The following is a 21393-nucleotide window of genomic DNA, read 5'->3' as shown; positions in this document are numbered from 1 at the left end:
TCTTTTTCTTAATCACTCACCTTCAAAACTCAACCAATGCACAATATTACATTCGATAAGGAGATTGTCTTTCCTATTGAGATTACCAGATTTACAGAAATACCAGAAGTAAACCCTATACCGTCCAACACCATTATTTATAAAACGGTCTGTGGGCTCGGTGCTACTCATAGCGAGATTGTTTCTAAAAGAGATAGTATAATCATTCTGCCACACCTGTCAATAGTAAAAAGCAAACATAACGACCCTAAATATAAAGATTCAACCTTTGCTGTTCACGGTGAAGTTACCGTCGAGCAAGTTTATAATTATTTAGCTTCTGGTTCTGCTGAATATCGTAAGTTATTAACGACTCCGGCCGGGTTAAAAAAAATCATAAAAGCCACACAACTAACCGGCCTGAACTACAAAAGCTCTTTCTTTGTTTTGATTGATGAATGTCACAAGTTAATACAGGATGCGGGATACAGAGGTGATATGCTTGAAATGATGGAAAACTTCTTTCAATTTGATCGAAAGGCCATGATTTCAGCAACACCAATCCCTCCAAGTGACTCCAGGTTGGTCGAGCAAAAGTTTAAGCACTACAAAGTTACTCCGGACTTTGATTATAAAAAGGGTATAAAGCTAATTAACTCAAACAGTGTAATAAGCTCTTTAAAACAACATATAAACGAGAATCCATCGGAATGTTATTTTATATTTTTCAACAGTGTTAGTGGGATCCTTAGCTTAATCAAGCAGCTCAAAATAAAAAGAGATGTCAAAATATTCTGTTCAGAGGAATATAAGAATCATTTAAAAGACAAAGGCGTAAAATATGCCCATAGTTTATATGACGGTTATACAAAATATAACTTCCTTACCAGTAGCTTTTATAATGGTTTAGATATAAACATTGCAGATGTAGTCCCTAACGTAATTATCATTAGCGATTGTAGTTTTGGAAATCATTGTATAGTTGATCCCTTCACCGATGTTTTGCAGATCAGTGGAAGGTTTCGAGAGATACAAGACCTCCCTTTGGTGCATATAAATAACGTGAGTAGATATATAACACCATTAAACCCAGATGAATCAAAGGACGAAATTGTAAAAAGCAAAAAAGCATATGAAACCCTAAGCGGTCTTAAAACCTCATTTATTGAACAAGATAATATTTACTTTCTTGACCAGGCATTAAAAACATGTAAACCATACTTTAATTTATTGGATGAAAATGGTAACTATTCCTACTTCTTACAAGATAATTATTTAGATGAAAATAGGGTAAGCCAGTATTATAGTAGTACGTCCCAGTTAATGTCGGCTTATGTTGGTACAACGCTATTTAAACTTAAAGAAGAAAGTGTAACTTTTAATAAAGATGTATGCATTAAACTATCACATCACAAAGTTAAATATTTGAAAGCGAGTAATAAAAACAGCGTGGCCACCTTACAAGACCTTGAAGCAATAAAGGGTACAGATACTTATTATAAAGAGCGTTTACGAATTTTAAATGTATTCCCTATAACTTTCAATGCGTATGAGCGATTGGGGATAGAAAAAATCATCAGTCTTAACTACAACAGAGTTAAAATGCAAAATGAACTTCTGGAATTGGATATAAAAGAAAAGAAAAACAGTTATCCGTTAATAGATTTAATCAATAAAACCTTCCAACTCAATAAATCCTATTTAGTAAAAGATATAAAAAAGAAACTTCAAGAGCTGCATGACATACTTGGTCTATCTAGTAAAGCTAAATCAACAGATATAACTTTATACTTTCATATCAAGCCTTATTTTAACCATATTGATTCGAAATCGGCAAGGGCCTATATATTAATGGAACGGAAATACAACAGCTGCAACGAACTTGCAGCTTAATTGTATTTATAGACCATACTATGCAACCCTCAATTTAGGATAAACGATAGCTTGCTTCGGCTTAGATTTAGAATAGTCATAATGCCAGTCAATTTTATCACTTAATTTAAGCCAAATTAAGCTCTTGGTTTGACCTTTCATTATCTTATATTTTTCATTAATAAACCCTTTGGCTATAAGCTCTATGAACTGACTGTATACCGTTTTGTAACTTATGCCAAGCAGTTTTGCAAAGTCTGTAATGGTTTTGGTTGAACTTAAAGGACCTTCGTTAAAAAACTGTCTTAAGCATATTAACATAGCTTTTTGATTAGCCGATAAATCGGCATCCAAGAGTTCGTATGGTATTCTTTCAAAGCGAGGTTCTTTATCAAAATGATATTGATTGCAAGTGTGTTTCTTCTTTGAATGAGTAATATTCAAGAAGCCACCTTTTTCTAATCTTTTTACAGAATTGATTATAAAGCTTCTGCTCATTCCAGCTTTATCTGCAATCGTTTCATAAGCAGGATAGCATAGTCCAGTAGTTGAGTTATGAAATGATCTGATGGTAACATAGGTTAAGGCATCTAAGTACTTAATGTTTTGTTGGTTTAAGTTTAAAAAATCTGGCATAGCGATAAATCGCCTGTTAGGTTGAATCACGGTCATGAATCATTAAAAGTAAATAAGAAGAAATCTTAGGGATAGGAGTGTATCTGGAAGTCGGGAGTGATGGTCGTGTAACTTGTTGTTACATAGTTAAATATACGAAAAATACATGATATTTCCTAATGAATACTCTAACTACTTAAAACTATATAATGTATAGTTAGCGATCTTTTGAGAAAGATCTTATCCTGCACATTTTATTATCAATGTTATTAATATTATACGGACTAGTAATATTTTGTGCGGCCAAGATAGCAGTACTTTTATTCCTTAAGTAAATGCTAACTATACTAAGAAATACACATATAGTATAGTTAGCGTATCTTTTGGGAATATTCAGTATAAATAACAGATAATCAATGGTTTGTATTTAAGATGCGGTAAATTTTAAGTATCTTTGTATCAATCTGTTAGTGCGCGGTCACGTACTAAATCATTATATATTTGGAAGAACAAAAAGACAGGCATAGACCTGTCTTTTTGCATTTAAGGCAATACTGCTTAGTAAAATACACTCAACCATCTTCATTTAAAAGGCACTCAAGTAAAGTAGACTTATCAAATCTATCGGAAAGTCATTTGTCAGGCTTACCTTTTAATACGAACAGGTCAAAATCAGTAAAACAGTCCCCATTTCTTTAAACGCCCCCTCTGGCCTTTCCAATAACACCCGCCCCCCTATAAGTAATTACTTCTCAATAATTTTTTTGAATAAGCTTTAAGCAGATCCCCCGGTCTGCATTCATCCCCTTACCATGTTCCTGATGAAAGACGATTTGTTTTGAGTGTTAAAAGCAAGAGCAGTGTGCCACGATCCATAAAATCCGGTCAGCATAACCAAACGCAGGCAACTGTTAGAAATTAACAAAGAATGCTGCCCAGAACTCACTTTCTCAATCGCCTCAACACTCAAAACAATTCAATTACTAACCCTTAAACGACATGAAAACACATGACAGAACTCAACAAACGACCCGAAAACACAAAACCTACTATTGCACCACAACGATCTATTAAACTCGGCAAGCAATGGAAGAAAGTAAGCACAGGCTCTCATCCTAATGATTTGAAAGGTGTTAACGACACCATCATGAACAAATACTATCGTATTCTCCAATTGATCAAAGAGCAATACCTCGAACGAGGAACGATATACTTTGAAAGGGACTATAAAGATGATGGTAACGATCCTTTTGCATTACACAGTTTCATTTGTGATAAACTCTCTTTTTATCTGGAATGTGACTTGCTGGGCATCATGCAGATACATTACGACTTTGATGACTTCCGATTTGAGGCAGAAGTAAGGAAATTATTGTGCATCCCAATCAACACAGGCAAATGCCTACACAAGCCTAAACAACCAAACTTACCAGCCTTCTTTCAAGGCGTTCAAAACCACCAGGACAAACAATACATTAAAACACTTTAATTCCAATCACATGCCTAATAACCAATATCAATTCAACTGTGCTATATCTGTTGATGAACTTTATGTTCTGATCAAATGGCCTTTCGTTCAGGACCTAATGAATTATGAATGGTTCAGATCGGAATGTCTGCTATATCAAGCATTTGAAGAGCAGGAGCATTTAGATTCAGCCTATTTCGTACCCTTGAAGCGTCTTTACGAGGTAAAGAACGAAAGCTAAGCCATTTCAAAAGCGCACATCCAGCTACTTGCTTTAAAAGGTAAAACTTCCCAACACACATTCAAAATGCTTGGTCTGATCGACCAGGCATTTCTTATTAACAGCTATTGTAAACACTTAAACCAAATGAAACAGCAACAACCAATTAACCCGATTCAGTCAACTTATAATAAGACAGTCAAAGAGGTATATTACGCTATCTACAGGAATGCCAAACAACTGCTATCCACATTGGAAAGAGAGGAATTACGCTACAGCCTGGAACGTGAGGACAAAACCACAACTAAAGTTGGCACCATCATCCATGAGTTTATTAATCCATTGATCTATTTAAGGTTGGAGTGCCACCCAAATGAAATACTGGCCATTCACTATGGATTTGAACAGGTCTTAGCTGTAAACCAATACAGTAAAGTTACCTCAGCCTTTATCAGGAGCATTTATAAACTGACAGCCAAAGACACCACGGCTATTAATATTGAGGAAGCGGTTAGGACGGACTGGTGCATTAAAACCTGTTCAGAAATGTACGAATATATTGAAGAGCGCAATAAGCACCATACATTCAAACAGATCAAATACAAATCTGCAACCGTTAGAAGAAAACAAATGCAGGCAGTTGCCTAAAGTATTATTGACTTATCACTAACTTTGTATTAAAACAAGGAGGGAACCGCCAACATACCATTACATAGACATATCATCTTATTAAAATATAAGCGTTAAGCTTTGTTTGTTTTGTATCAGGAAACCTAGGAAATTTCGTATTACAGCAAAAACAAATGAGTTCAACGTCCAACGCGAAAGCGTAGGGCGAAGACTTGTTTGTTGCTGTAGGGCTCTCCTAGGTGCCCCTGATGCGCAGACTAAGTTAAGTCCTGCGCTTTCGTGTTTTATAACCTGCCGATTTGAGGACTATTCGGTGCCTTAATTAATCACAATGAAAACAATTAGGATCATATTGCTCCTTTCCCTGTCTACTTTATCACTACATGCCCAAAAACTAAAGATCACAGCGCTGGATGCATCTATCCAAAGGCTTTACGATGAGCGAGCTCCATATACTTTGGGAAAGATAATGACCATTGAGGTATTTGATAACAGCGCATCAATGACGATTGGTACAGATAAGCCAATGTTCTTAAAGAAATCGTCCGATAATACCTATACAAACATATCTAAAAACGAGAGCGGAACAGAAACCTATACTTACACGCTGAAGCTGCATACCTCGCTTGCAGTACTTACGTCAGCGGAGTTCACCTGGAATGTTCAAGAAAATAAGGGTGCATACAGGACAGCCTATTGGAAACTCACAGCCAAACGCTTTTAAAATTCATAACCTTAACTCACAAATCAATCACAAGATCAACAATGAAAACAACTCTATTGATGGCATTGACTGCCACAGCTTTACTATTTACATCATGCAGCAAGAAAACAGATAACAACACGGAGCCTGTAACACCAAAGCCGCCTATTGAAACTATACCAACCTTGGCTGTTCAAAGCTTTGCCGGAGGTGGTAAACAAGAATCGACTGATGGAGTGGGTACAAATGCACAGTTCTATACGATTTCAAAGCTCACATCTGACAAAGCCGGTAACGTTTATGTTCTTGAACCTGTATCTACAACAGACAACCATCTTTATTTTAAAATAAGGAAAGTAACACCAAATGGAACAACCTCTACGCTATTCAACTCTGGATATGAAGAATTCGTAAACAACAAACCAGTCCACAAGTCAAAGATATATCGTATACTGGACATCGCCTCTGATCCAAATGGTGCCTTATATGTCTTGGCCAACTTAACCGATTATTCAACTACTCCATCTAATGGTGGATGGTATTATCAGGAAATAGGTGTTTATAAATTTGACATATCGACGGGTGGCTTTGTCAAAGTATTAATCTCTTCTACTACATCGGGCGATGCCACAAATGTCTGGGCTGAACCAGCTACTGTATTAAACAACATAACAGTAGATGCGTCAGGAAATGTTTACGGAGCGTTCATTACAGGAAATTCTACGCCAGGCAAGATGAACGTATATAAGATTAGTTCAGGCTCAGGAACTTTAATGGCAAGTGTAGATGGTGGCTTTCCCGGCTCACTATATGCCCAGGGTAATGGTGAAGTTTATGCAATTACCACGACAGGTATTGTTAAGATTTCGAACTCACAGTCAACAAGTACACTTTATACATTTCAAAAGCCTATTGCTGCACTTCCGGCTACGCTATCAGGCAACCAGAATGGGACCATTTACAGTTATGGAGATTTATATAGCCCTTCAAAAGAGCTTAAGGGTTCAGGCTTTTATAAAGTGAAGTCAGATGGTACAGTGACAAATGGAGGCATTATTACTAGCAATCCTGTTATATGGGCTGCCACAGCAGATCAGTCAGGAAATATTTATTATGCAACTCACCCTAATGGCTTTGTTATTCAAAAGGTTACTATCAATTGAGTTGACTTATTAAAAGGTACAGAATCTAAATAATAAGAGAGCTTACTTTCGGGTAGGCTCTTTTAATGACATAAGCCTACACTTGGCTCCCTCACTTTTGGTTGCTTACAAGGAGAAAGCCAAGTTATGCTTATGGCTGGGCGCAGAGGCCACTCACACACCAGGAAGATCGGTGTTACTTACCTGAAAGCTATACAACAGAACCGCCAGGCTTCGTTGCGTTCAATAAGTGCTACGCACATATTTCTCTCCACTGCATCTGCAGCCTGTCACTACTGTTGTCCGTAGCAATTACGGTAATCCACATGAGCTTTCTCTGTCTTTATATACCTTTCGCTTATGCTGCGCTTTTACTTGGTCTATTCGACCAGGTAACACTTGCAACACTCAATATCTATAAAGCCAGGCGCTCATTATAACTTTTGCTCACCTGCTTCTCGTCGAGGACTTCACAACTGTCATGGCGTTTGAAAGGCTAACACACAGCCCCAAGGAGTCAAACGCAACGCCAGTTTTTTGTGTGAAGCATTCTTTGTAGCCGCACTTCGTGCTATCTCTACAAAGATCCTCTCCTCTATTCGCAGGCGGCTCGCAGAGAGTATTAACAATTGTTTTAAATAAGTTGTTAAATATTATTAAAGCCTATTTGTTTGAAATGATAAATAATTATATTTGAAGCACCTTAACCCTGCAATATGATCGCATTATCACAGTAAGAATACCCAACCCTTAGCCTTCAGAAAGGCATCAATCAAATAGCATTTATTCATTTCAAAACAACTTAGCACCAATCTACTACGGATTGATCTTGTCCATATATTTTAAGCAAACTTTTTGCCCTTATATCATGAAGAAACTCATCTTTTCACTTAATCTATTTTTAAGCTTTTCATCATTAGTACATGCCCAATGGACAACCAGTGGCACTGTTACTTCAACTACTAATTCCATTGGTATTGGCACGACTGCGCCTTTAAGCAAACTTCATGTTTCTGGTGGAAACATACTCATAGATAATGCGAGCTGGTTTGCCGCTAGAAATACTTCTGGTGCAGCAACACCATTACTTGGTATTGCTGCGGACAACAATATCTATTTAGGGGATTTGTTCGCAGGCACTCCTACAGGCAGAGTGATTTTTCGAACAAATGGCGCAGATCGATTAACCATCAATTCAAATGGTAGTACAGGTATAGGGACAAATAATCCACAAAGTGCGCTTGAGGTTAATAATAATAGCTATACCGACGCTAGTCAATTAATTGTATCAGGCGCAGAAGCAACAAGATATTATGGAGTAATGGGAATAACGGTTCCTTCAGGCCATACCGTTTTATCATTTGGTGTTAGAAGTAATAATACGAATTATTTCGAGACACTAAATCTGGTCAATGATAATGTTGGCATTGGCACTAAAACCCCAGATCAGAAACTGTCCGTAAATGGTACTATTCATTCTAAATCCGTATTGATCGATCTGAACGGTTGGTCTGACTATGTATTAAAGAATGATTATCAATTACGTCCATTAAGCGAGGTTAAAAACTACATCGATCAAAATCAACATTTACCGGAGGTCCCATCCGAACAGGAAATGGTAAAGAAAGGTCTTGATGTGAGTGAAATGAATAAGTTACTGATGAAGAAAGTGGAGGAATTAACCTTATATATGATCGAGCAAAATAAACGAATAGAAGATCAGCAAAAAGATATTAATGATTTAAAAATACAGCTAAAAAACAAATAATGGTAAAGAAATTAATGCTCCTGCTGCCGTTTTTAGCTGCCTCACTAAACGGATTATCACAACAATCGACGCAAAACAACACATTTATCCCACCATCTCCGACGGCCGCCTCGTTAGGGAAATATATCAATAATTACGGGAACTCGTCCACGGGAGCGATCAATGCCTCCGTCCCCATCTTTAATTTACAAACCGGGACATTGGATGAAAATATTCAACTCAGGTATAATTCCAACGGATTCAAGCCAGCCGAAGTTCCCGGTTGGGTGGGCGCTGGTTGGACCTTAAGCGGCGGCGGCGTAATCACCCGGACCGTAAGGGGGCTTCCCGATGACACTTATCTGTATGGTTATCTTAGTAATCTGGCCGATGCTGCCGACTTTGACAATACAATTAAAAGCGGACGGACGATCACTTTTCAAACCTACGATAAAATTAATCATAATCAATTTGATTTTCAGCCGGACATGTACAGCTTTCATGTCGGGAATTATTCCGGGCAGTTTTATATGGACTTTGGCGGAGATATACATATCATGCCCTATCAAGATATTAAAATCACTTATAGCAGGGCAGATGATCAAAGTCATAATATCATTGCCGGTATTGAGTCCTGGGTGATCAGCACGCCGGAAGGGGATACCTATACGTTCTCAGATAAAGAATGGTCAAGAACACCAACTACGGTCGCGACACAGCCGTATGAGATAAAAACCGTATCCAGCTGGTATCTTACAAATGCTACCTCAAAAAGAGGAGATTACATCAACTATTATTATCAAGGCACACCAAATGCTTATCGCTATCAGGAATTTCCGTCTGAGAGCATGGGACTTGCCAGCTGTGCCACATTTGGTGGGAGTCCGAGTGTTCCAATGAATAATTTCTCAAAAAACCCTACCTGGCACGAGGTCATATACTTAAGTGAGATTGAAACCAAATCCGCGAAAGTGAAATTTTTCACGAGTGACCGGGATGATCCCTATCAGATCCAGGCGACCGGTAGTACGTATACCTTAAAAGATAAGCAATTAGATTCCATTGCTGTTTATAGTTTAAACAATCTGACGGTACCCTTAAAATCTTTTGCTATAAAATATAATAATCCTCTTGGGCGCATACGTGCAGTACCGGTGGAGTTCAGACAATATGCCAAAGGCGGAGGGATATTTAACAAATACAATTTTGATTATTATTCATTTCCAAATGTTCCCTATAATTACATGGGTATCGATCACTGGGGGTATTACAACGCTGCGGGTAATGGATCCCTCATACCCAGAACAATCATCACGGCGCCGGCCTTTGGTATGTACGATCAACCAGTTGGAACCGCTGACAGGGGGGTAAACACCTCTGTTGCAGTATGTGGTATTCTAAAAAATATAAGATACCCAACGGGCGGGCAAACAACTTTTGAGTACGAACCTCATGATTATAGTTTTGGATATGAACGAACCGTATACTTTAGTATCCCGGCCGTAAACACCTGGAAATATTATACGACGGGTGATGGACCAGACATCGATGGGACCTTTACAATAGCACACCAGGCGGAAATTACTGCAACGGGTACGATCGAGATCAATGACGGTAGAGATTGCTTACAGGAAACAAGATCATATCCCCCAATAAAAAAAACTTTTCCTGCCGGTACCTACGATGTTTTTGACAGTTTCCTGGCGGACGTCGTTGCCCAGGTAGATTCACGCAAGGTGGGTTGTCTTTACAGGATATCCATCAATATTTCCGGCAAGGACTATTACAAAGCCTTTATGGATTTCGGAGGAGGTGTCAGGCTGAAGAAAGTTACGAATTATGACGGGATTAATCATGCTAATGACATGATCACCACTTACCGGTATAAAATGAATAATAGTGAGTTGTCCTCCGGTGTGATTGGGGCAGATCCTAAGTATTATTATTATTTCGATAGCAATCTTACTGTAGATGGCAATCCCCTGGGAGATCAATGCGATGCCATATTCGTATTAAGATCTTCAACAGTAAATACTATCCCTCTAACTCAGGGCAATTATATTAATTACCAGAGAATAGAAGAAATTAGAAACGATAATTCAAAAACGGTAAACTATTATACTACTTATAGAGATTATAGTGATTTTGATCCTGAGTTTCAAACGCCGGTAGTCAACCATAACTTAGGGACAACCGGGACACAGGACTTTTTGAGAGGTAATTTACTGGGAACAGAAATATATGATAGTCAAAATAAGCTGTTAACAAGATCAACACGAAGTTATAAAACTTCTGTCCCCTATACATTTAGTCAATATTTTTGGACATCCATCCCGATCTATGTACAAGGTTTTCAAAGCGCCATAACGAACTTTGTCGGCGCCGCCCGGGAGGCCGCGACATTATACTACATGGATAAACAGCGGGATGTAACCTATAGCAATACAGACTCCGTTGTTGTAAATCATGATTTTTATTACGATAATCCACCCAACCTGCTTGTAACCAGGGATGTTACAACCAAAAGTGACGGCAAAACCTACACAAAAGCCAATATTTATGGCGATGAGTATGTTCCATTAACCAATTTCACCAATGGGGGCAACAATCCGATTGAACAGGTCGTTTATTTAACCGATAGCCAGGGTACCCGTGTCGTTTCAGGATCAATCAATGAATACGGAGATAGGGGCCTGCTAACAAAATCGTATAAGCTGAAAGAAACATCGCCGATAAGCCAGGCGAACTTTAAGTTTTCGGCAAGTGCTAAAGGGCAGCTGCCTTATCCTTCATCACACGGGAGTTATGTCCATGATGATCAATACGAGGAACAGATAGCCTATCAGTACGACCCCACAGGGAACCCAGTTCTGGCAACTCCAAAAGATGGCATAACTGTAGGCTACAAATGGGGTTATAACCAGGAATATCCGGTAGCTCAATGTAAGAACGCATTGAATACCGAGTTTTATTACGAGGGGTTTGAAGAAAGTACTGCTACGGGGGTAACGAACGGGACAGCACATACCGGACTAAAATATACAACCAGTGCCGGGGTGAGCTGGACCAAGCCGAATAACCGGAATTATATGATCAGTTATTGGTATCTGAGTGGAGGTCTGTGGAAATATAGTGGAGAACAAGTTTATGCCGGCCCTTCATTTACGATGACCGGAGGCACGGCTTACGACGATGTGCGAATCTATCCTAAAGATGCCTTGCTGACCACGTATACCTATGAACCATTGATTGGCATGACCAGTTCAACGGACGCCAAAGGAGAAACGACAACCTACGAATACGACAATTTCCAGCGATTGATGAACCTGAAGGACAAAGACGGGAACATTGTGAAACACATGGACTATCATTACCAGGGACAGTAAACCGAAGGATCAACCTACAAGACATTATCACGATGAAGCATATAAATAGATTACTCATAGCCTTCGGCTTTATGCTTTATGCTTTAAGCTTAAAAGCACAAACGCAGGTAACGGCCCCGATGACGGGCACACCGGCGGCAGGTTCTTATTTCAGTTACAGCAGTATTGCACTGAGCCCGGGCTTCAGTTTTACGGCAGCAGCAGGGAGCAGTTTGAGCTTGTATATCGCCAACCCGGATTGCCAGCCGCTGGGCACCGCGCTGAGCCAAAACCAGAATTACATACTCAGTTCTGTACCACGCAATGCAGGTTACAACCCGGCAGTAAACACTTACTCTACCTGTGAACTGATGCAGACAGTAAGCTATTTTGACGGATTGGGCAGACCCTTGCAAACAATACAGGTCAAAGGCAGCCCTTTGAATAAAGACATGGTACAGCCCATTGCCTATGACCAATTTGGCAGGGAAACGACGAAGTACCTGCCGTATGCGGCCACTACCGCGGATGGCAGCTATAAAACAGATGCGCTAATCACAGGGATCAGTAGTTTTTATAACCCAACGGGCAATGGTACCAGCGGAACACAACAAAGCAACGGTATCGTGGTGATCCCGCAGCCATTCGCCCAGACCAATTTTGAACCTTCGCCCTTGAACCGGGTGGTAGAGCAAGGCGCGCCTGGAACAGCCTGGCAGCCGGTTGCAGGAAATACCACGGGACATACGGTAAAAATGGTTTATACGATCAATAACCTGAACGCCTTTAGCGGGACCGATACGGCAGTCAGCATGCGGGTAACACTTTATAACGCGACGATCAACAGCAACCAGAGCCGAACGCTGACCATCGGCAATACCTCAGGCAATTATTACCCGGCTGGTCAGCTGTATGTAACCGTGAGCAAGGACGAAAACTGGAAAAGTGGTCGTGGAGGAACAACCGAAGAATATAAAGATAAAGAAGGCCATGTGGTGCTGAAACGCACGTTTAATTACACCGCTGGCGCGCTGCAAATGTTATCTACCTATTACGTGTACGATGATTTGGGTAACCTGGCCTTTGTACTCCCCCCGCTAAGTGGTGCTGATGCCGGGATCACGAGTACAGCTAATCAACCTGTGCTGGATAACCTGTGTTATCAGTATCAATATGACGAACGCAACCGGTTAAGCCGGAAAAGGTTGCCCGGCAAGGACTGGGAATATATGGTCTATAACAAACTGGATCAGCCGGTGCTCAGCCAGGATGCGGTTCAGCGTGCCAGCAAGCAATGGACAGTAACCAAGTATGACGCTTTAGGAAGAGTGATCATGACCGGTTTATGGACCGATGCCGCAGCCTTATCGCAATCCCAGCTGCAAACCAATATTTATAATGCCGCCCAGTGGGATGTACGCAACACCAGCGATATCAACACAGGCTATAGTATCACTAGTTACCCGGCATTAAGCAGTTCTTTAAGCATCAACTATTATGACGACTATAGTTTCAGCAATATCACCGGGTTCCCTGCCAAATTCGGCACGATGCCATTCGGAGGCAGCACCCAAACCAAGGGTTTGCTTACTGCCAGTAAGGTAAATATACTGGGGAGCACCAATATGCTGTGGGGTGTCAGCTATTACGACGGTTTTGGCCGTAACATACAAACCTATAAGCAGCACTATCTGGGTGGCGGCACGCCAAACGCCAATAACTATGATGTGATCACCACGGGATATGATTTTACCAATGCTGTCACTTCTACCACTCGTCAGCATTATAACGCCACCAATACAACAAACGCGGTATTGACCATCGCCAACTTGTATTACTATGACCACATGGGGCGCAAGGTTCAGACCAAAGAACAGATCAACGGCGGGACGACGGTGCTGTTAAGCCAGACCGATTATAACGAGATCGGGCAGTTAAAGACCAAACACCTGCATAGCACCAACAACGGGTCTTCGTTTTTGCAGAATATCAGCTATGCGTATAACGAGCGGGGCTGGCTTTCGCAGGTAAACGACCCTAGTGTAGCCCCGGCGGCAGATAAGCTGTTCAGCATGGCGCTGAATTACAATACGCCGGTGCCGGCCCACAACGTGAGTTCGCAGTATAACGGCAATATCTCCGAACAGTTGTATAACAAGGGTGCCGCAGGGCTAAAGTATGTGACCTATAATTACGATCAGCTGAACCGTTTAACAGCGGGCAATTCGGTAGAGGCATTTAGTGAGAACGGTATAACCTATGATGCCAACGGCAATATCAAGACCATGATACGTTTGGGGCCAAACGCGGGAACGCTGACCTATAATTATGGGAGCACCAACCAGTTAGCTTCGGTCAGCGGTGGAATTACCCGGAGTTATGGATATGATGCCAATGGCAATGCCACCAGCGATGGCCAGGGTAACACCATCACCTATAACCTGCTCAACCTACCGCAAACGATCACCGGTAAAGGCTTAACCTATACCTATGATGCCAGCGGTCAGAAGCTACGGAAGATCTCGGGTACGACGATAACGGAATACATTGGTGGCATCCAGTACACAGGAGCAGGAATAGACTTTGTGCAGACGGAGGAGGGCCGGGTATTGAACCCAACAAGTTCACCGAACTATGAGTATACCCTGACAGATCACCTGGGGAATAACCGGGTAACATTTGACCAGACGAATGGCAAGAAGAGTGAAGACGATTATTACCCTTTCGGATTGAATGTGCCCAGGGGAACGATACCAAGTTTGAGAAATCATTATCTTTACAATAAGAAAGAGTTGCAGGATGAGTTGAACCAATACGATTACGGTGCCAGGTTCTATGATCCGGTGATTGCCAGGTGGACAAGTGTGGATCCGTTGGCGGAGAATTTCCTCAATCATTCACCGTATAATTTTGTTGCGAATAATCCAATAGTACTTATTGATCCAGATGGTAGAAATGTTACTACTATTGACGGAGGTGTGAGATTTGATAATGTAAATACCAACGATGCTGTTGAGGCTTTTAAATTGCTTACAGGTAGAACTAAAAATGCTTATGTTGATGTTGAGGGGGATAAAAGTACAAGAGGCCATGTTAATCAAGCAAACAAGAGTGGTTTCTATGGACAATGGAGCGTGTTTTCAGTTTCAAATATTGGAGTGGGGCTTAATGCTTTACAGGCATTACATGACGCGTCTGGAAACAGCCTTGACAATCTTGTGCTTGAAACTCATGGCGGTCAAGAGGGTACGGGAGGTGAGTCAAGTTTTGCCATAAATGACATACACAATACGACTAATCCTAATTATATTTATGATAGTAATTTACTGTTTTTAATGGGAACGGATTATACAGGAAATCCACAATATGATGCAATCAAATCAAAAGTGGCACCATTACTTGGAATGGCTAATTTGGTTACGGATGGTGGAAGGTTTATAATAGCGGCATGTAACATCGGAATGGGTAAAGGAGGCCAACAGCTTGGACGCGATTTGAATAAAATTACAGGTAACAGACTAAATATTTTTCTACCTAATGGGTGGGTAACAGAGCCAATAGGAAAGGCTAAAGACGGATCCTATACCGATTGGATTGAGGGATCATTTGGGGTTAATAATTCTCCTGGATGGTTACAGACTTCACCAAATGGTAATCAAAGAACTATTGAAAAGATAAAAATGAATAGACAACAGGGGCCCCCAATTCAAATAGTAAAATGAAAAATCTTAAATTGCTAATTCTTCTTATGACGTTCATGGGACTCCATCATTTAAAAGCCCAAACGCTAGAATGTTGCCTTGCTGGCGACCATCCTAAAACATCGGCGTACAGACCGCCGCAACTTATTGATTCGGCTTTGTTTTTATCTGATATTAAAAATAAAGCAGGTTTGAAATCGGCCTTTGACCTTCTAAAGCGGGATACCTTATTGGGTCTTTATGAAATGGTTTTTAAAATTAACAGGCAAGGGGTGTTAATACCTGAAAGATATACTGGAGAAGACGATAAACATCTTGCAGAGATACATAAATACGTAACAGGTACATTTAACCATTATCGTTGGAAACCAGGTTATAAAAAAGGGTGCAGGAAATGCAAAGCGACGTTATCAATGGAATTGGCGTTTTCTTTAGACACGCATAATAATATAGTCGATGTTTTCATAACGCATACAGAATACATTCGTAATTATAGAAAGAATATCTTAAATATTAAGTTGAATTACAAAGACTTAAAGTCTTTGTAATCCTTAACTAGCGCACTCCTGTGGCGTGTGAGTAAGAATTGATAAGTAACAATTAGCCCAACCACAGCGTTGGGCTTTACTTTTTAATAAGAGTTACTTTGAATAAGCTTTCTTAGCTTTATAGTCACGGATCACTAAATCCATATAGTGAAAAATGCGTTGCTTTTCTTCTTCGGGAAGGCTTTCGAGATCATCCAATCGTTTGATGGTTTCTTTATCGTAATTGGCATTTAATCCCTCGCCGAGTAGGTAATCGATAGATACCTTAAATGCTCGTGCTAACTTAACAATGACCTCGATAGATAGGGAATTATCGCCCCTTTCATACTTACCTATCATTATTCTGGAAGAGTCAGTTTCTTTTGCGAGGTCATCTTGTGACCATTTATTTGCCACTCTCGCGCTGATCTGTGATCAGTGTGTAATATGGGTTTAAGCATTTGCAATGTAAGAATATAAAGTAATAGGCCCAGCGATCAACCACTCTTTGGGCTTTTACTTTTTATAAGCCATCCTTGTCTTAGCATGCTGGATAAGGCCATCAATAGCATACATGATATGCTCTCTATCCTCATCAGGGAGTTGCTGGATGGATAGAACCTTATCTAAAAGAGCTTCATCTATCTGCTTATCAGCCTTACCTACCAGGTATCTAATGACACGCTTAAAGCATCAGCAATCTTACTGGCGACCTCGGCAGAAGGTATAGCCTCATCCTTTCGTACCTACCGATAAGGTTAGCATGAACGCCGGCTTTGATTGCCAAAAACATACAGATAGTCCTAATTCAATAGCGACCGATATACATGCGAATAGCATTTTGAGTTATCTTATTAAAAGGTACTGAGGACGAGTAATAGGTGAATAATAGCAAGTTTTACCTTTTAAGACGAACAGGTTAGAATCACACCCAACCAATCCAACTACACTCAATCAGAATCAAACAATCTTCAAATGATAGATACAGTCAATTGCAAGTCAAACAACAATCTACCTTTTAAAGACAGTAGACAGATATAGCATTTTAACCATCCTCAACAACTTTCCTTTTTCCTATTTTTATAGCATACTTGCTACTATAAGGGTACTTACAAAAACTCTCAAAAAATAGGAAATTGGTATACAGTAGAATGTTCTCAACTTACAATCTCATGCTGTTTAAAGCTCCCAATCAAACCTGCACATTTCCAAATCAACCAGTATAGTAATATGAAACTTAAACGTAAAATGTGCTGAATAAAAAGGGAGGAAGAGTGAGATAATAATTATTCAGCAAAGTTAAGTGTGAGCCTGGAATACAAGGCAAGGAATTTCCGGCATAAACCCTATCCTACTCACTGCCTGACATTTATTCCGTTCCTCCTTGCATTTAATTCAGTCTTGCACTTGAGGGGCACCATAATTATTTATTCACTTAACAAATTCAAATTATGGAAAAGCAAAACATGCTTCAATGTGCAGAAATTCAGTTAACCTACAGGCCAGTTATTAAGGCTCAACACAGGCCCAAGATTGAAACGGGTAGACAAGCTTATGAATTACTATTATCGTCCTGGGATGAAGGTAATATTGAGCTTATAGAGCAATTTAAACCGATGTTACTAAACCGGTCAAATAAAGTACTTGGGATATATACAGTGAGTACAGGAAGAATGGCAGGATGCTTTGTAGATGTAAAGTTGGTGTTTGCGTCAGCGTTATTAAGTTGTGCTCATCACGTGATTTTAGCGCATAACCATCCATCGGGTAATTTACGACCAAGCGAATTAGATTTAAGTATGACGAGGAGAATTAAAGAGGCTGGAAGAGTATTAGACATTCAAGTACTTGATCATATTATCGTAACACCTGATGGCTACTATTCATTTGCAGATGAAGGGATCTTATAAAAGCAAATCATTATATTAGCAATACAGTTCAATTATTTATTTACAAGGTTACTCTGTTTGTACACAGTTTGCACAAAACAATAATTAAGATGTGAAAATGGCTTTTTGAAAGAATTAAGGAGGATTTTGGAGTTGCTTGTAAGGCAGATGCTCTGAACCAGCTGAGCTAAACTCCCTTGCTTTTGGGTCTGCAAATATAGAAGTTCTGATCTATTCTTCAAAAAAAAATTTCTAATTTATATTAAACTGCTGATTATTAACAATAAAAACTATAAAGTAACTCTTTTGAGTTCTCACATCGCTATATTATTTCGGCCCGGGCGTGGGTCTTCGGGCAAAATTTCCATGTTTGGGGATTGAATATAGCCGGCATACCATTTTATAGCACTAACCAGGTCAATAGCATCTTCGGCGGCAATGTCAATGGTTTCAAATGCAAATAATTTACTATTGGCATAACCATATAACTGCAATTCATCATCATCGGGCCGAAACTGTTCCTCATCAAGGCAATAAACCCTAACCTTTAAGCGGGTATCCCTGGAATGAATAACATCCCGGCAAGGGTTTTTAGGATCGGTTGCCAATAAGTAAACGTTATGGTCCATAAATTCATAACAATGTTATGGTGGTATGGTTTCCGGAGTTAGTATTTATATTTTAGGGAGCTTCAGCTATTAATTTCCGTGTAACCAGCACCCACACATTGGGAAGTATTTTCTACAACACATTGATAAACAGTGCCCAAATTTGCCTTTTACTTACTTAAATTATAGCTGCCGGGCAATTGGCATTGCATTTGAATTAAGTTTATTGCCCTTCTAAAAGGGTTGTTTTTCATAGGTAGATGTAGGGCCGAAACACTGCGAGAGTTTTTCGGCCTTTTTTATTTCCCCACTTGCAACCGCTTCAAATTTATACAGAACAAATCGCGCGACCTGCCTTTAACCCGCCCTCATTCATAAAAAACTTTTTAAAGCCTTATTTTGGCAATACCGGCTATCCGTTTATATTCCCGATTTGTTTAATTTAGTTCAGGCTCATACCTATTTACTGATCGAAATTAAATAAAGTAAAACTACTCTAATTTGGAGTGGGTTATTTATCCACATCCGCCAATCCGGGGTGTTGAAATAGGCGTATATCATCTACAAAACGAATTAAAAATTCAAAAAACTAATTTCTATGAAAACAGACTCACAAGAAAGCATGCTCAATGTAAATATGGCCCGGAGGTCGTTTTTGCGTTATGCAAGTGTTGGCGTTGCTTCCGTTGGCTTATTAGCCACCGCCGCGTCATGCCACAAAGATCATAAGATCAATCCAGCCACAAACACCATCGATCTGGGCGCCAAAGGCGATGTGGCCATTTTAAACTACGCCTATGCCCTGGAACAACTGGAGGCCGCCTTTTACCTGCAGGTTGCTGCTACCCCGTACAGTGGTATCACGTCGTCAGAAACCGCTTTGTTAACGGATATCCGCGATCATGAGGTTTTACACCGTGAATTTTTCAAGGCTGCCCTGGGCGCCAGCGCCATCCCCGCTTTAACACCCGATTTTTCTTCTATCAACTTTAGCGACCGCGCTAGTGTATTAGGCGCAGCAGCAGCGTTTGAAGATACGGGCGTTACCGCCTATGACGGTGCGGGTTACCTGATCGATAATGCGGCTTATTTACTAATAGCCGGTAAAATTGTTTCGGTAGAAGCACGCCACGCGGCCTTGATCCGCAATCTGATCACACCGGGTTCATTCGCCGGGGCAGATGTGGTTGACCCTACAACCAGCATCAACAAATCAGCAACCATAGCCGATGTTTTGAAGATAGCCAATACCTATTTAAAAACTAAAGTCAGCGCGGTAAATTACGGTTACAAAGCATCTTAAAAAACATCACCATGAATTTATTTAACATCATAGAAGAAATTGAAAATGTTGATCCGGAAGTTTACGGCAGAATAAGCGAACGCCGCGACGTGATCAAAAATATAACCAGCTTTGGTTCAAAAGTGGCTTTGGCTGCCATGCCATTTGCCATAGGTACTATATTTAAAAAAGCATACGCGCAAAGCTCATCCACACCATCTGTAGTAGCCATATTGAATTACGCACTTACACTGGAGTACCTGGAATCTACCTTTTACAATGCCGGTAAAGCCAAAGGCACAGCCCTGATACCCGCGGCGGCGGCCACTAATTATTTTAACCAGGTAACTACCGACGAAAATAACCATGTAACCTTTCTGAAAGGTGTTATTACTTCGTTGGGTGCTACACCGGTATCCGCTCCTGAAATTGATTTAACAGCTGGTAACGGCTCAGGCACCGGACCATTTGCCGATGTACTAACCAATTACCAAACCTTTTTGACCGTGGCCCAGGTATTTGAAGATACCGGTGTACGCGCTTATAAAGGCCAGGCTGGGAATATCCTGGCTAATAAAGCAGCAGCAGAAGGTGTAAAAGCCGGTTTATACCAAACCGTATTAACCGCGGCTTTAGGCATCCATGCAGTTGAAGCGCGCCATGCTTCGGCCATCCGTCAGATCCGCGGGCAAACACCATGGATCACCAGTACGGCCACTTTAGGTAATGATACCGGCAACCCGGCTGTAAACGGCAATTATGACGGTGAACAAAACGTAATGCAAGGCACTGTTAATGTTACCACATTAAAAAACGCGGCAGGTGGTAACACTACCTCGGTTGCCGTAGCTACCGCCGCTTTTGATGAAGCTTTAAGCATGGAGCAGGTTTTAGGCTTACTGCAAGGAAGCTTCCTGGTTAAGCATTAAGAAAGAGTCAAGAAGTTAGAATCAAGAATCAGGACTTTTTGATAGATAACACTTACGAAGTTTTATAAACTTCGTAAGTGTTTTTTTGTTCCTGAACATTGCGGCGGATATTCAGTTAAACCAACCATTTAGTCATGCCGAACTTGTTTCGGCATCCCATAAGCTAAGTGTACAACAAGATGGGTCAGCTGTCCGGAGAGATCCTGAAACAAGTTCAGGATGACAAACTTGCTTATTTATTCAATCCCTGCACACCGAATTTAATCAGGTCGTCTGGTTTAATAAAGCCTACTGTTCCGTAAACTGGCTTGCCTTTGGCATCAAAAATAATGAGTGTAGGATATGCCCGTAAACCCCATTGAGCGGCAAGCTCCAGGCCCTGGCCTTTTTCCATGTCCATGGCTACGTTTATAAAATTACTGTTGTAAAAAGCTATTACATCCTTGTTTTTAAAGGTGGTGGCTTTTAGCATTTTACAGGGGCCGCACCAGGTGGCGTAGGCATCAACAAAAATATATTTCTTTTTGGCGGCGGCTTGCTTTAAAGCTTCGCCCCAGGAGTTTTCAATAAAATTAATCTGGCTCGCTTTTTTGTCGCCATTTTTTTGGGCGTTGCCATTAAACGGGCATAATAGGAAAAATAAAACGACAGCAAAAAAGGCAGAAAAAAAGGTTTTCATTATACAGGCTTAAAATATGCGTCATAAAAATAGCACA

The 21393-nt window shown here is 40.4% G+C and carries 17 protein-coding genes; 13 read left to right on the top strand and 4 right to left on the bottom strand.

Going from position 1 to position 21393, the window contains the following annotated elements:
• Positions 1-36 precede the first annotated feature (36 nt).
• Positions 37-1872 (top strand): DEAD/DEAH box helicase family protein, encoded by a 1836-nt coding sequence (locus BLR84_RS15000; RefSeq protein WP_090469565.1) that lies wholly within the window; start codon positions 37-39, stop codon positions 1870-1872.
• A gap of 18 nt (positions 1873-1890) precedes the next feature.
• On the opposite strand, the gene BLR84_RS14995 is transcribed toward BLR84_RS15000, so the two are convergent.
• Positions 1891-2523 carry a helix-turn-helix domain-containing protein gene (locus BLR84_RS14995; RefSeq protein ID WP_090469562.1) on the bottom strand — a complete coding sequence of 211 codons (633 nt, stop codon included), beginning with the start codon at positions 2521-2523 and terminating at the stop codon, positions 1891-1893.
• A gap of 952 nt (positions 2524-3475) precedes the next feature.
• On the opposite strand from BLR84_RS14995, the gene BLR84_RS14990 reads away from it, so the two are divergent.
• The 9 genes from BLR84_RS14990 (at position 3476) to BLR84_RS14950 (ending at position 15990) form a co-directional block, all read left to right on the top strand.
• Positions 3476-3955 (top strand): hypothetical protein, encoded by a 480-nt coding sequence (locus BLR84_RS14990; protein ID WP_090469560.1) that lies wholly within the window; start codon positions 3476-3478, stop codon positions 3953-3955.
• A 10-nt stretch (positions 3956-3965) separates the two neighbouring features.
• Positions 3966-4175, top strand: a complete 210-nt coding sequence (locus BLR84_RS14985) for a hypothetical protein (RefSeq protein WP_090469558.1) — start codon at positions 3966-3968, stop codon at positions 4173-4175.
• A gap of 126 nt (positions 4176-4301) precedes the next feature.
• Positions 4302-4802: a hypothetical protein gene (locus BLR84_RS14980; RefSeq protein ID WP_143013913.1), complete on the top strand. Its 501-nt coding sequence runs from the start codon at positions 4302-4304 to the stop codon at positions 4800-4802.
• Positions 4803-5115: 313 nt separating this feature from the next.
• Positions 5116-5508, top strand: a complete 393-nt coding sequence (locus tag BLR84_RS14975) for a hypothetical protein (RefSeq protein ID WP_090469552.1) — start codon at positions 5116-5118, stop codon at positions 5506-5508.
• Between the two features lie 41 nt (positions 5509-5549).
• Positions 5550-6650 carry an NHL repeat-containing protein gene (locus tag BLR84_RS14970; protein ID WP_090469549.1) on the top strand — a complete coding sequence of 367 codons (1101 nt, stop codon included), beginning with the start codon at positions 5550-5552 and terminating at the stop codon, positions 6648-6650.
• Between the two features lie 847 nt (positions 6651-7497).
• Positions 7498-8397 carry a hypothetical protein gene (locus tag BLR84_RS14965; RefSeq protein WP_090469545.1) on the top strand — a complete coding sequence of 300 codons (900 nt, stop codon included), beginning with the start codon at positions 7498-7500 and terminating at the stop codon, positions 8395-8397.
• Entirely contained in the window at positions 8397-11762 is a 3366-nt protein-coding gene (locus tag BLR84_RS14960) for an RHS repeat domain-containing protein (RefSeq protein ID WP_090469541.1), read from the top strand. The genes BLR84_RS14965 and BLR84_RS14960 overlap by 1 nt, the downstream gene beginning before the upstream one ends.
• A gap of 32 nt (positions 11763-11794) precedes the next feature.
• A complete protein-coding gene (locus BLR84_RS14955) occupies positions 11795-15463 on the top strand; it encodes a DUF6443 domain-containing protein (protein WP_090469538.1) in 3669 nt (1222 codons plus the stop codon).
• Positions 15460-15990: a hypothetical protein gene (locus tag BLR84_RS14950; protein ID WP_090469536.1), complete on the top strand. Its 531-nt coding sequence runs from the start codon at positions 15460-15462 to the stop codon at positions 15988-15990. Before BLR84_RS14955 ends, BLR84_RS14950 begins: the two co-directional genes overlap by 4 nt.
• A 93-nt stretch (positions 15991-16083) precedes the next feature.
• On the opposite strand, the gene BLR84_RS14945 is transcribed toward BLR84_RS14950, so the two are convergent.
• Positions 16084-16386: a helix-turn-helix domain-containing protein gene (locus BLR84_RS14945; protein ID WP_218128350.1), complete on the bottom strand. Its 303-nt coding sequence runs from the start codon at positions 16384-16386 to the stop codon at positions 16084-16086.
• 1034 nt (positions 16387-17420) lie between these two features.
• On the opposite strand from BLR84_RS14945, the gene BLR84_RS14940 reads away from it, so the two are divergent.
• Positions 17421-17879 carry a JAB domain-containing protein gene (locus BLR84_RS14940; RefSeq protein ID WP_090469530.1) on the top strand — a complete coding sequence of 153 codons (459 nt, stop codon included), beginning with the start codon at positions 17421-17423 and terminating at the stop codon, positions 17877-17879.
• A 293-nt stretch (positions 17880-18172) separates the two neighbouring features.
• Here BLR84_RS14940 and BLR84_RS14935 read toward each other — a convergent pair whose 3' ends face one another.
• Positions 18173-18487, bottom strand: coding sequence for a hypothetical protein (locus BLR84_RS14935; RefSeq protein WP_090469528.1), 315 nt, complete (start codon positions 18485-18487; stop codon positions 18173-18175).
• 577 nt (positions 18488-19064) lie between these two features.
• Here BLR84_RS14935 and BLR84_RS14930 point away from each other — a divergent pair.
• Positions 19065-19769 carry a ferritin-like domain-containing protein gene (locus BLR84_RS14930; protein WP_090469521.1) on the top strand — a complete coding sequence of 235 codons (705 nt, stop codon included), beginning with the start codon at positions 19065-19067 and terminating at the stop codon, positions 19767-19769.
• A gap of 11 nt (positions 19770-19780) precedes the next feature.
• The gene (locus BLR84_RS14925) at positions 19781-20677 is read left to right on the top strand and encodes a ferritin-like domain-containing protein (protein WP_090469518.1); all 897 of its coding nucleotides are present in this window, start codon (positions 19781-19783) and stop codon (positions 20675-20677) included.
• 232 nt (positions 20678-20909) lie between these two features.
• On the opposite strand, the gene BLR84_RS14920 is transcribed toward BLR84_RS14925, so the two are convergent.
• Positions 20910-21356 (bottom strand): thioredoxin family protein, encoded by a 447-nt coding sequence (locus BLR84_RS14920; protein ID WP_090469516.1) that lies wholly within the window; start codon positions 21354-21356, stop codon positions 20910-20912.
• Positions 21357-21393 lie beyond the last annotated feature (37 nt).

This window comes from Mucilaginibacter sp. OK268 (assembly GCF_900103125.1).
Classification (GTDB): domain Bacteria; phylum Bacteroidota; class Bacteroidia; order Sphingobacteriales; family Sphingobacteriaceae; genus Mucilaginibacter.
The sequence above is the reverse complement of the archived record's forward strand: the minus strand, read 5'-3'. Positions and strand labels throughout refer to the sequence as shown.

Coding starts and splice junctions, on each gene's coding strand:
- BLR84_RS14955 (WP_090469538.1), top strand. CDS start 11,795: ATGAAGCATATAAATAGATTACTCATAGCCTTCGGCTTTATGCTTTAT.
- BLR84_RS14935 (WP_090469528.1), bottom strand. CDS start 18,487: ATGGACCATAACGTTTACTTATTGGCAACCGATCCTAAAAACCCTTGC.
- BLR84_RS14925 (WP_090469518.1), top strand. CDS start 19,781: ATGAATTTATTTAACATCATAGAAGAAATTGAAAATGTTGATCCGGAA.
- BLR84_RS14980 (WP_143013913.1), top strand. CDS start 4,302: ATGAAACAGCAACAACCAATTAACCCGATTCAGTCAACTTATAATAAG.
- BLR84_RS14965 (WP_090469545.1), top strand. CDS start 7,498: ATGAAGAAACTCATCTTTTCACTTAATCTATTTTTAAGCTTTTCATCA.
- BLR84_RS14940 (WP_090469530.1), top strand. CDS start 17,421: ATGGAAAAGCAAAACATGCTTCAATGTGCAGAAATTCAGTTAACCTAC.
- BLR84_RS14985 (WP_090469558.1), top strand. CDS start 3,966: ATGCCTAATAACCAATATCAATTCAACTGTGCTATATCTGTTGATGAA.
- BLR84_RS14920 (WP_090469516.1), bottom strand. CDS start 21,356: ATGAAAACCTTTTTTTCTGCCTTTTTTGCTGTCGTTTTATTTTTCCTA.
- BLR84_RS14930 (WP_090469521.1), top strand. CDS start 19,065: ATGAAAACAGACTCACAAGAAAGCATGCTCAATGTAAATATGGCCCGG.
- BLR84_RS14995 (WP_090469562.1), bottom strand. CDS start 2,523: ATGACCGTGATTCAACCTAACAGGCGATTTATCGCTATGCCAGATTTT.
- BLR84_RS14970 (WP_090469549.1), top strand. CDS start 5,550: ATGAAAACAACTCTATTGATGGCATTGACTGCCACAGCTTTACTATTT.
- BLR84_RS14975 (WP_090469552.1), top strand. CDS start 5,116: ATGAAAACAATTAGGATCATATTGCTCCTTTCCCTGTCTACTTTATCA.
- BLR84_RS14990 (WP_090469560.1), top strand. CDS start 3,476: ATGACAGAACTCAACAAACGACCCGAAAACACAAAACCTACTATTGCA.
- BLR84_RS14950 (WP_090469536.1), top strand. CDS start 15,460: ATGAAAAATCTTAAATTGCTAATTCTTCTTATGACGTTCATGGGACTC.
- BLR84_RS15000 (WP_090469565.1), top strand. CDS start 37: ATGCACAATATTACATTCGATAAGGAGATTGTCTTTCCTATTGAGATT.
- BLR84_RS14960 (WP_090469541.1), top strand. CDS start 8,397: ATGGTAAAGAAATTAATGCTCCTGCTGCCGTTTTTAGCTGCCTCACTA.